The organism is Gemmiger formicilis, assembly GCF_016901605.1.
GTDB lineage: Bacteria > Bacillota > Clostridia > Oscillospirales > Ruminococcaceae > Gemmiger > Gemmiger formicilis_B.
In genome coordinates, this window is sequence record NZ_JACJKP010000106.1 from 1 (window position 1) to 10,868 (window position 10,868).

The window sequence follows — 10,868 nt, forward strand, 5'->3', positions numbered from 1 at the left end:
ATGGAAACCACCGTAGCCACAACAAGCTCATGAGCACGGGACTGCATCTCGCTGCACTGCAGATTGCGTTCGCCTTCCCGCAGGCCCTGACGGATCACGTGCTTGGCCGTCTGGGCAGCGATGCGACCGAATTCCTTCGTTTTGAGCTGGGTGATCATGCGCTGACCTACCCGGTAGCTCTTGCGGACCTTCTGAGCATCCTCCAGACTGACCTGGGTGTGGGGGTTCTCCACTTCCTCGACGATCTCGCGCAGAAGGCTGGCACGGAACGCACCGATCTCGGGGTCGATATCCACGACCACGTTCTCGTCCTCAACCTCATAGTCCTTCTTGACAGCGATCACAATGGCCGCCTTGATCTTGTCGATCAGGTAATCTTCCGGCAAGCCGCGCTCTTTTTCGAGGGCAGCCAGAGCGTCAAAGAATTCGTTGTTAGCAGTAGCCATTTTTACGGTTTCCTCCCAATATAGGTTTCAGTACACAAATCCAGAACTTGGCATTCAGCCAAACAGATCTTCATCGTCACACAACTTGACGTACCCCGCCGCTTTGACGGGGAAGGTATAGGTTTCTTCCCCATCGGTCAGGGTCACGTTCCCGTCGGCATCCAGCCCCTGCAGTATGCCGGCCACGTCGCGGCGTCCGGCTTCGTCGGGGCGGATCAAGTGGGCGGCACATTTCTGGCCGCGCAGGGCCTCATAATGTTCGGGGCGCGTCAGGCGGCGGCCCAGACCGGGGCTGCCCACTTCCAGATAATAACTCTGGTCAATGGGGTCTGCCTCATCCAGCAACGGGTCGATTGCTCGGGACACTGCCTCGCAGGTATCGGTATCCAAGGGTTCGTCACGGTCGATCAGCACGCGCAGGAACCAGTCGGGCCCTTCCTTCTCAAATCGGACATCCCACAGGCGCAGGCCCATGCCTTCCACCGTGGGGCGCACCAATGTTTCGACTGCTTTGGCCGCGCCGCCGCTGTTTTGCTGTTTTGCCATCCAAACGCTCCTTATTCTTCCCTATCATAAAAAGAAAGCGGACCTTGACGGCCCACTTTCCAATAAATCATCATCGAACAGTAAAAATATACCACACCCTTACGGAAATTGCAACCCCCACCGCCGAAAAACCAGCCGGGAAAAAGCCTTTATAAGGTATTTTTTTGCAAAATGCGGACCAAAATGTTGACATTGTAACGATATCGTTATACAATATCATAAAACGATATCGTTATACGAGGTGTTTGCCCATGCCCAAACAGGCAATGGAAAATCTGACAGAGTCTATGTTCTATCTGTTGATGGCGCTGGCCCGCGGGGATGCCTGCGGCGCTGAAATTTCCGCCTACGCAGCGCAGATTTCCGGAGGCGCGGTCCGCCTGGGACCCGCCACACTGTATACACTGCTGGCCCGTTTTGAGAAGGAAGGTTTTTTGACGGAAGCAGGAACCGTAGGCTGCAAGCGTTATTATCACCTGACAGCTGCCGGGAAAGCCGCTTATGACGGAGAACGGGCCCGGCTGCAGCGCTGCCTGGAGGATGCCGCCCGCGCCGAAATCACCGCTCCGGCCAGCCTGACGAAAGGAGATGTGCGGGATGAAACTTCTCAACAAGGAAACTGTTTACCGTCTGGTCCCCTGCCCGTGTTATGACGTGGAAGCCTGCGAAAGCTGGCTGACCGATATGGCCGCCCAGGGCCTGTTTGTGGAAGCGCTGGGGCGGACGCTGGCCCGGTTTCATCGCGGTCTGCCCCAAACCGTGCGTTATCGGCTGACAGCCGCCCGGCTGAAAGGCGGCTGGCTGGACGTTGTTCCGTCAGAGCCGCTCTCTGCCGAGAAAGCACTCTACGCCGAATATGGCTGGGAGTTCATCTGTTCTCAGCAGGAGTTTTTTCTATATGCCTGCCGGAACCCCCAGGCGCCCGAACTGCATACCGACCCAGCTGTGCAGGCTTTGAGCCTGAAAATGGCGCGCAAATCCGCCTGGTGGGCATTGATTGGAGGAATCGCTGTTCTGGTGGTGCAGTTCGCCTTGAACGGTCAAGGACGGCTGGCCCGTCTTTTTGTGGAAATGCCGCTTCTCTCCTGCTGCATGTACCTGTACTTCTTCGGAGCCCTGTTTTTGGCATTTCGAGATTTGTATAATATCCTCAGGTTCAGCCGACGTCTGCGTGGTGGATACGTGCCGGATCATCGGAAAAACTGGCATCCCACCGCCTGGGTATACCGAATCAGCCGAGGGGTTACCACCTGCTCGTTTTTCCTGGCGATTCTGGTGGGATTCTCGATCTTGGTGCAGACCGGCGCCAGTGAGCCCACCAAAAACTACCAGGGGCCACTCCCCTTCGCCACCTTACAGGATTTGACCGATGGTACGCTGGTGCAAGACGAGGGCAGTTATAATACGCTGGAGGTGCGCAGTTCCCTGCTGGCACCTACCATTCTGGAATACCGCGAAAGCGGTGTCATCCTACAAGGTACGGAGCCACCCTGGGACACCTCCCTCACCGTGCAATACTTTGACACCCGGGCCCCCTGGCTGGCACAATTGCTGGTAAACGATTTGCACAAGGAGCGTTCCATTTTGGCGGATGAGCCTCAGATGCTGCCGGACCTGCCGGGAATGGACACTGCCTATGGCTACAGCGGAAAGGATGGCGTATTCCGGCAGCTGATTCTGGTGCAGGGCGGCCGCATCCTGTCCGTTCTGTGGATCGATCCCGACGGCACACAGAATTTTGACCGGCTGGCGCCACGCTTTGCGGAAATCTTTGCCGCTTCGGCCTGATAAAAAAGTCCCGGACGGGTTGAACCGTCCGGGATATTTGTTTTTATTCAGAAATCAGAAAGCCCATTCGCCATCCACAAAAATGGTAACTTCCTCACCGCTCTTGGTGATGCCGGTCACATGGGTATCCGGGGCACCGATCATGACATCCTCATGGATGGCAGAATCGTTCAAGCCCTTTTCCATCAGCTGGGCGCGGGTCATGGACGCACCGCCGCGGATGTTGGTGGGATAACCGGCGCCAAAGGCAATATGGCAGGCGGCGTTTTCGTCAAACAGCGTGTTGAAGAAGAGAACCCCGCTGCGGTTGATGGGGCTGGATGCCGGTACCAGAGCGATCTCACCGATACGGTTGGCGTTCTCGTCAGTGGAGAGCAGTTCCGCCAGCAACTGGGCGTTCTTCTCGGCGCCATGCTCCACCACCTGGCCGTCCTTGAAGGTCACATGCCAGCCCTCGATAAGCTGGCCATTGTACACATAAGGCTTGGTGCCATAGACGATACCGTCCACACGGTTGCGATCCGGCGCGCAGAACACTTCTTCGGTAGGAACATTGGCAATGAATTCAATGCCGCGTTCCGACTTGCTGGAAGCACCTTCCCAGGTGGCATCCTGTGCAATGCCCACCGTCAGGTCGGTGCCGTTGCTGCTGGTGATGTGTACCCGATCCAGATCCCAGGCGTTGAGCTGATCACGGCGGGCAGAGGTCTTGGCCACATGGTCGCGCCAAGCCGTGACAGGGTCCCCGGTGGATACGCGGCAAACATCAAAAATTACTTCCCAGAGCTTTTCGACCGCTTCTTCCACGGGCAGTTCGGGGAACACTTTGGCAGCCCAACCGGGCGCGGGCACCGCCACAACGCACCACTGTACGCGGTCATTCATAGTGTACTCCTGCCAGGGTTTCAGGAAGGTGCGGCGGGCCAGGTTCACCCGGTTGACCTTGCCGGCATCCAGACCGGCCAGAGCTTCGGGGTTTTCGGCATGGATTGCCAGCGTGCAGCAACCGTCCGGGTCCTCGGCGTAGTCAAGATAGCTGCGCAGCTCGTAGGGTTTCATGGCGCAAAGATCCTCTTCCCCGGCCATTTCCATGTTCAGGCGGGTAAGCACATCGTCCTCCCAACGGACGATGACCTGCTTGGCACCGGCTTCATACCCGGCGCGGACACAGGCATGGGCGAATTCCGGCATGGTGACCGGGCAGCGCACAATGAAGTTCTGGCGCGGGCGTACATTGACGCCCACTTTGACAACAAAATCAGCATACAGCTGCAGATAGTGCTGGTTCATAGAAGAAAGCTCCTTTTTCTTTATTTGTTGCTTAGTATACACCATTTGAAAGCAAATGTGTAGTGATCCCCAAAAAAGCGGGCCGCCCACCGGGCCGCCCGCTTTTATTATTTATAGTATTAAGGTTATTGGCCCACCATCATATCGGCTGCCTTGTACAGGTCGCCGCAGCTCATGCAGACCACCAGATCGCCCTTTCCGGCGTTCTGTTTGACCCAGTTGGCTGCGCCTTCCAGGCCGTCGACCACAACGCTGCCGGGAATCTTGGCAGCCAGCTGTTCCGATTTGACCGAGCCGTCATCTGCCTCACGGCCACCCATGACCGGCAGCAGTACCACCTGGTCGGCCTGACGCAGAACATCAGCAAAATCATCCATCAGCATTTTGGTGCGGCTGTAGGTGAACGGCTGATGCACAGCAATCACACGGTTGTAGCCCAGCCCCTTGGCCGTTTTCATGGTGGCAGCCAGTTCGGTGGGATGATGGGCGTAGTCATCTACAATGACGGCGCCGTTGCACTCGCCCTTGATTTCAAAACGGCGGCCGGTGCCGTGGAACTCCTCTGCCGCACGGACGGCATCTTCCGGCTTGAGGCCCAGCGGACGGACACAGCAGCACATGGCCAGCGCATTATAAATATTGTGATATCCGGGCACACCCAGACGGATATGGGCAAAGTGCTCGCCCAGTTCGATAACATCGAACTCATAGAAACCGGGTTTATACTCCGCAATGTTCACAGCGCGGAAACGAGCTTCCTCGGTGATGCCGAAGCTGAGCACCGGGCGATCGATGGAGTTCATAACATCCACGGTGTTGTGGTCATCCATATTGAACACCACCGTGCGGGACAGAAGCGCAAACTTCTGGAACGCCAGTTTGAGCTGGCCCATGGTGCCGTAATATTCCAGATGGTCGTTGTCGATGTTCAGGATAACACCCACCGCGCAGGTCAGGTACAGGAAGGTCTCGTGATATTCGCAAGCTTCAATGACCGCGTTCTGACCGCTGCCCGCCTTGCCATAGCCGCCGATCAGGGGCAGTTTGCCGCCAATGACTGCAGCAGGATCACGACCTGCCAGTTCCAGCATGGTGGTGATCATGCCGGTGGTCGTGGTTTTGCCGTGGGTACCGGCCACACCTACGCTCTGGGGGTGCATACGGGTAACATAGCCCAGCAGGACACTGCGCTCCACCGCCTTGATGCCGCGCGCTTTGGCGGCTTTCAGTTCGGGGTTGTCGTCATGAATGGCTGCGCTGTAAACCACCAGATCAGCATCCCCCAGATTGGCCGCATCGTGACCGATGGTCACTTTCACGCCCAGGGCACGCTCTGCCTCGGTATTCTTGGTTTCTTCCACATCGGAACCGGTGATGGCAAAACCGCGGCTGTGCAGAATCTGGATCAGCGGATAGGTGCCGGAACCACCGCAGCCGATGAAATGTACGGTCTTGACGCCTTCCAGCAATTTCGGATCAAATATACTAAATACCATGGGTCTTCACCTCAAAAAATGGCCGTGCCCTGCGGGCGCGGTATACTATCTCATACAGTTTATTATAATTATAATATTTTTTCTCTACAAAATAAACACTTTTCCTAAATTTTTAGTATAATAGAAGAAAAGATTTCCACAATTCTGGTATTTTGCCCATCGGGAGATGAGAAAATGGCAAGATTGATATGGAGCATTGATCCCCTGGCGGTGTCCCGGCTGCAAAAAAGCAGCGGGAAAAGTCCCCTGACTATCAAGCAGCTGGCAAAGCTGGGCATACCTGCCCGCAAGATTCCCCGCGTACAGGCAGAACTGGCACGATTGAATCACGAGGAGAGCTTTTCCGCCGAAGTCTGGCCGAAGATTGCCCTGCAAATTGCCCGGCATTTGGTATAATGTGATTCTGCCGCAGTTTTTTCGCGTTTTGCTTGTATGCACAAACCGCCTATGCTATAATACCCATATTGCGCCCACTATGTGCGGCGCAATAAATCACTTTGTGTGGCAGCCAGCCATGCGGAAGGAGTAAAAAGCAAATGAAGAACAGTGAAAAGACCCTGGACATGATCGTCAACCTGTGCAAAAACCGTGGTTTCATCTACCCCGGCAGTGAGATTTACGGCGGTCTGGCCAACAGCTGGGACTACGGCCCGCTGGGTGTGGAATTCAAAAACAACGTCAAAAAAGCCTGGCTGAAGAAATTTGTGCAGGAAAGCCCCTACAATGTGGGTCTGGATGCAGCCATCCTGATGAACCCGCAGACCTGGGTGACCACCGGCCATGTGGCCAGCTTCTCGGACCCGCTGCTGGACTGCCGTGCCTGCAAGAGCCGTCACCGTGCCGACAAGCTGATTGCCGACTGTGAACAGGGCAAAAACGTAGATGTGGACGCCATGACCTTTGACGAGATGGACGCTTTCATCGCCAGCCATGAGGAAGTAGTCTGCCCGGTCTGCGGCAAACATGACTTCACCCCCATCCGCAAGTTCAACCTGATGTTCAAGACCGCCATCGGCGTTACCGAGGATTCTTCCTCCACCTGCTATCTGCGCCCCGAAACGGCCCAGGGCATCTTTGTCAACTTTGCCAATATTCAGCGCACCACCCGCCGCAAGCTGCCTTTCGGTGTCTGCCAGGTGGGCAAAGCCTTCCGCAACGAGATCACCCCGGGCAACTTCACCTTCCGCACCCGCGAGTTCGAGCAGATGGAATGTGAGTTCTTCTGCAAGCCGGACACCGACCTGGAGTGGTTTGCCTACTGGAAAGACTACTGCAAGAACTGGCTGCTGAGCCTGGGCATCAAAGAAGAGAACCTGCGCCTGCGTGACCATGAGCCCGCAGAGCTGGCCTTCTACTCCCGTGCCACCACCGACATCGAGTACGCCTTCCCGTTCACCGACTGGGGCGAGCTGTGGGGCATTGCCGACCGTACCAACTACGACCTGAGCCGCCATCAGGAGGCTTCCGGCAAGAGCCTGGAGTATTTCGATCCCGAAACCAACGAGCACTACATCCCCTACGTCATCGAGCCTTCTCTGGGCTGTGACCGTGTGGCGCTGGCCTTCCTGTGCGAGGCTTACGACGAAGAGCATCTGGTGGATGCCAAGGGCAAGGAGGATGTCCGTACCGTGCTGCGGCTGCATCCCTTCCTGGCACCGTTCAAGTGCGCCGTGCTGCCCCTGTCCAAGAAGCTGGGCGACAAGGCCATGGAGATCCGCAACGAACTGGCCAAAGACTTTATGGTGGATTACGACGACGCCGGTTCCATCGGCAAGCGTTACCGCCGCCAGGACGAGATCGGCACCCCGCTGTGCATCACCGTGGACTTCCAGACCGTGGGCGATGACAAGGTGGAAGCCGACAACTGCGTCACCGTCCGTGACCGTGACACCATGGAGCAGATCCGCCTGCCCATCAGCGAGCTGAAGGACTACATTGCCAAGAAAGTGGCCTTCTGATTTTCTTTCATAAACAGCAATCCCTCCGGACAATATCCGGAGGGATTTTTGTATTTGTCAAAAGTATCCGCCGTCGTCGTGGGTGTTCTGGCTTTCCAAGCCCATGGAAACGCCCAGAGCTTCATCCACGCGGCGCATATCGTCCGGCGGGATCCGTCCAGCCCGTTCCCGCAGGCGGCGTTTGTCCAGTGTGCGGATTTGTTCCGTCAGCACGATGCTGTCCTTGGCAAGACCGCAGCGGTCGGCCCGTACGCTGATATGGGTGGGCAGCCGGTTTTTATCCTGGCGGCTGGTGATGGCCGCTGCAATCACGGTAGGGCTGTGGCGGTTGCCGATCTCATTCTGAATAATAAGTACCGGCCGGATGCCTCCCTGTTCTGAGCCCACAACCGGGCTCAGATCCGCGTAAAACACTTCCCCTCTGTGCACTTCCATTTAAAAGACCTCCTCTCGTCTCATACTCTTAGTATAAGCGGGAGGAGGTCTATTTAATCACAAGGCTGAATTTTTGCCGCCAGGGCATCCCCTTTTTCACACAGGATCCGGAAGGGATGACTGTTTTGCAGCGGACGCATAAGCAGTCTGGTACGCAGTACGTCAATAAGAGCGCATCCCAGGAATGTAGCCACTACTACAAACAAGGTGTACGGCACCGACCCATGATGTGCCTGTGCCTGGAAAATGCCGTTCCACAAAAAATCCCGGAACGCCGGCACCTGATGCAGAATATATACCCCCAGCGTAGTCCCTGCCAAGGCATTGATCCAACGGCGGCTGCCCAGCTGCAAAGACTGGAACAGTGAAAAGAGCGCCACCGCTGCCAGCAGGTTGGGCAAAGCCCCCAGCCCGGTTCGATAATACGAAACATACTGGAACGCTTTGCCGTCTGTAGCGCCCTGCCATTCCAGCCAGGCACGCAGCGCGGTGTTGCACAGCGGCAATCCCAGCCCCACCAGCAAGGCCACCACACGGCAGCGGAACAAAAGGCTCAGCCGGTTATCGGGATAGCGCCGCAGGTAAGCTGCCAGCAGATATTCATACAGGAACATCCAGGCCAGATCACTGACAATGCCATCCTCCGCAAAAAGGGTAGGATACGCAATCAGCGGCAGCGCCAGAAAAACGAGCAACCCGCGGTGCGCTTTACGCGGCAGGTCATGCAGAATCCGATTGAGCAGCGGCGCACAAACCAGCAATACCAGATAGTCTGAGATAAACCACAACTGGCGGGTGGACGCGGGAAACACCGCCCAGCGCAGGGCGCCGAAAGAAACCGGCAGGCCCCCCAACGCACAAAGCAGTGTTACCGGCACCGTATACAGCCACAACGAAAGCCACAGTGATAACGGCCGTCTGGTTTGAAAAGGTTGTTCACACAAAAACCAGCTGCCGATCAGCACAAAAATACTGCAGGCAATGCGGGAACCGCAACCGATCAGGCAGAACGCAAACGACGACCCCAGCGTACTGTAATCCGCAATGCCGCCTTGCCCGGTCAGATGATCCCCGATGATAAACAACATACAAAGAATACGCAGCAGCTCCAGGTTGCTGGTGCGCGGTGTTTTGGCGGCCATCGGTCACTCTCCTTTGGGGCGGTGTTCTTCCAGCAGAACAATGGCGTTGGCCAGTCCGCTTTCGTGTGTAAGGCTGACATGCACCGTCAGCCCACGCTGCGATGCCCATGCCGCCGCCCGACCGGACAGTTCAAAATAAGGGGCGCCGTTTTCTGCCCGCAGCAGCGCCAGTTCCGACAGCGAAAACCCGCCCAGCCCTGTACCGGCAGCTTTCAGAAAGGCTTCCTTGGCAGCGAAATTGGCTGCCGCTGTTTCGGCCCGACGTTTGCCGGATAAGCTGTTGAGAAGTTCCTGTTCAGCGGGCGCATATACATAATTGCAAAAGCCAGGTTTTTCCAGACTTTTTTCAATGCGTCCGGCATCGCACAAATCAATCCCTACGCCGAGAATCATACGTACACCACATAATCCGGTTTACGGGGCGCGGCCGGTTTGATGCCACCCTGCGCGGGATACCCCAGAATGCAGTTGCCAATGCCCCGGTAACGGTCAGCATCCAGGCCCCATTTCCGCAGCAAAGCTTTGCCTTCTTCCGTATCAAACACTTCTTTGGCACGATTGATCCAGCAGGAGCCCAGCCCAATGCTGGAGGCAGCCAGCAGCAGGTTGCCCAGTACCAGCGAACCATCCTCCACATGGGTGGACATGTTCCGGTCGGCAAGAACCACCAGGACCGTCGGTGCCCCATAGAACGGGTCCCCGTTATTGCCCATGACGGCAGCATTCATCGCCGAAAGTTTATCGCGGGTTTCTTTATCCTGCACAACCACAATGATCGGGCTTTGCCGATTCATCCCCGTGGGGGCCCAGGTGCCCGCCTCCAATACAGCCTGCAGTTCCTCCGGCTTGATCTGTTCCGGCAGATACGCACGGCAGCTGCGCCGCGCCGCGATGGCAGACAAAACTTCATTTTGAATGGTCATTGCAAAAACCTCCCTGTATTATGAATGCCGTATTGTTATGTACTTTTCACTCCGACCGATGCGCCAGACGCTCGGCCTCGGCCAGCAAAGCGTTCCGTTCATTGGAAAGACGTCCTTCCATCACAGCCGTCAGCAACGCATGCAGCATCTGGCCTACTTTGGGCCCTGCCGGCATCCCCGCTTCCATCAAATCGGCACCGTTCACCGCCAGCTGGCGCATGGTATAACAACCCGTCCGGGCAAGTTCCGACATACGTTTTTCAAATACTTCCACGTCCTGCCGTCTGGCGGCCACATCAGGGGTGCAGGCATGGGCATCCAGATCCGCATATTTGAGGGTGCACAACCGACGCAAAAAAATGGCCCCGTAGCGATTCAGGCATTTCAGAATCGCAACATCCCCGACGGGAACCGGTGCATCATGAATCGCAATCAACCCCGTTGCACCTTCTATCAGATAGCTGGGGGCTTTCAGGCGACGCAAAATCGTTCGTGCTACCACGGCGCCCCGCTGGTTATGCCCCTTAAAATGGGCGGCACCGTCGGGGCCTACACTCCGGCACAAGGGTTTTGCAATATCATGCAAAAAGGCCGCCCAGCACAGTACCCGCGCGCCGCGGGTATCCTGACCACGCAGGTCCAACGCTCCCACCGCAGCCGCCGTATGATTCCACACATCATAACAATGCCAACGCCCCGGCTGCGTACAGCCAATACAAGGGCCAACCTCCGGCACAGCACCGGCCAGAATCTGACCATACTGTGCCAGAACATGTCCGGCTCCCGGTACTGAGAGCAAACCATCCAGTTCCACGTAGATTCGCTCCGCACTGACTGATTGCAA

Annotated in this window: 12 protein-coding genes and 1 pseudogene; 4 read left to right on the top strand and 9 right to left on the bottom strand. The window is 56.6% G+C overall.

Annotation, left to right across the window (positions count from 1 at the left end; translation table 11 throughout):
* Both H6B10_RS09230 and rimP read right to left on the bottom strand, forming a co-directional pair.
* The coding region (locus tag H6B10_RS09230) for a NusA N-terminal domain-containing protein (protein ID WP_275951065.1) at positions 1 to 446 on the bottom strand (446 nt) is incomplete at its 3' end.
* Between the two features lie 54 nt (positions 447 to 500).
* The gene (rimP, locus tag H6B10_RS09235; RefSeq protein ID WP_204651338.1) at positions 501 to 992 is read right to left on the bottom strand and encodes a ribosome maturation factor RimP; all 492 of its coding nucleotides are present in this window, start codon (positions 990 to 992) and stop codon (positions 501 to 503) included.
* Positions 993 to 1,243: 251 nt separating this feature from the next.
* Between rimP and H6B10_RS09240 the strand changes: the two genes are divergently transcribed.
* Together H6B10_RS09240 and H6B10_RS09245 are read left to right on the top strand one after the other, a co-directional pair.
* Positions 1,244 to 1,645: a PadR family transcriptional regulator gene (locus H6B10_RS09240; RefSeq protein ID WP_204651339.1), complete on the top strand. Its 402-nt coding sequence runs from the start codon at positions 1,244 to 1,246 to the stop codon at positions 1,643 to 1,645.
* Positions 1,590 to 2,780, top strand: a complete 1,191-nt coding sequence (locus H6B10_RS09245) for a DUF2812 domain-containing protein (protein ID WP_204651340.1) — start codon at positions 1,590 to 1,592, stop codon at positions 2,778 to 2,780. Before H6B10_RS09240 ends, H6B10_RS09245 begins: the two co-directional genes overlap by 56 nt.
* 54 nt (positions 2,781 to 2,834) lie before the next feature.
* Here H6B10_RS09245 and H6B10_RS09250 read toward each other — a convergent pair whose 3' ends face one another.
* Together H6B10_RS09250 and murC are read right to left on the bottom strand one after the other, a co-directional pair.
* A complete protein-coding gene (locus H6B10_RS09250) occupies positions 2,835 to 4,070 on the bottom strand; it encodes an aminopeptidase (protein ID WP_204651341.1) in 1,236 nt (411 codons plus the stop codon).
* A gap of 125 nt (positions 4,071 to 4,195) precedes the next feature.
* Positions 4,196 to 5,566: a UDP-N-acetylmuramate--L-alanine ligase gene (gene murC, locus H6B10_RS09255; RefSeq protein WP_204651342.1), complete on the bottom strand. Its 1,371-nt coding sequence runs from the start codon at positions 5,564 to 5,566 to the stop codon at positions 4,196 to 4,198.
* A gap of 174 nt (positions 5,567 to 5,740) precedes the next feature.
* On the opposite strand from murC, the gene H6B10_RS09260 reads away from it, so the two are divergent.
* Positions 5,741 to 5,962, top strand: coding sequence for a hypothetical protein (locus tag H6B10_RS09260; RefSeq protein WP_204651343.1), 222 nt, complete (start codon positions 5,741 to 5,743; stop codon positions 5,960 to 5,962).
* A 140-nt stretch (positions 5,963 to 6,102) separates the two neighbouring features.
* The gene (locus tag H6B10_RS09265) at positions 6,103 to 7,524 is read left to right on the top strand and encodes a glycine--tRNA ligase (RefSeq protein WP_204651344.1); all 1,422 of its coding nucleotides are present in this window, start codon (positions 6,103 to 6,105) and stop codon (positions 7,522 to 7,524) included.
* A 57-nt stretch (positions 7,525 to 7,581) separates the two neighbouring features.
* Here the strand turns inward: H6B10_RS09265 and H6B10_RS09270 are convergent, their stop codons facing one another.
* The 5 genes and pseudogenes from H6B10_RS09270 to H6B10_RS09290 form a co-directional block, all read right to left on the bottom strand.
* A complete protein-coding gene (locus tag H6B10_RS09270) occupies positions 7,582 to 7,959 on the bottom strand; it encodes a type II toxin-antitoxin system PemK/MazF family toxin (RefSeq protein ID WP_204651345.1) in 378 nt (125 codons plus the stop codon).
* A 53-nt stretch (positions 7,960 to 8,012) separates the two neighbouring features.
* Positions 8,013 to 9,101 (bottom strand): acyltransferase, encoded by a 1,089-nt coding sequence (locus tag H6B10_RS09275; protein WP_204651346.1) that lies wholly within the window; start codon positions 9,099 to 9,101, stop codon positions 8,013 to 8,015.
* A 3-nt stretch (positions 9,102 to 9,104) separates the two neighbouring features.
* Positions 9,105 to 9,494, bottom strand: a complete 390-nt coding sequence (locus tag H6B10_RS09280; RefSeq protein WP_204651347.1) for a holo-ACP synthase — start codon at positions 9,492 to 9,494, stop codon at positions 9,105 to 9,107.
* Entirely contained in the window at positions 9,491 to 10,024 is a 534-nt protein-coding gene (locus H6B10_RS09285; RefSeq protein ID WP_204651348.1) for a nitroreductase family protein, read from the bottom strand. Before H6B10_RS09285 ends, H6B10_RS09280 begins: the two co-directional genes overlap by 4 nt.
* A 46-nt stretch (positions 10,025 to 10,070) precedes the next feature.
* Positions 10,071 to 10,868: pseudogene (locus H6B10_RS09290) on the bottom strand (hypothetical protein); the annotation flags it as partial.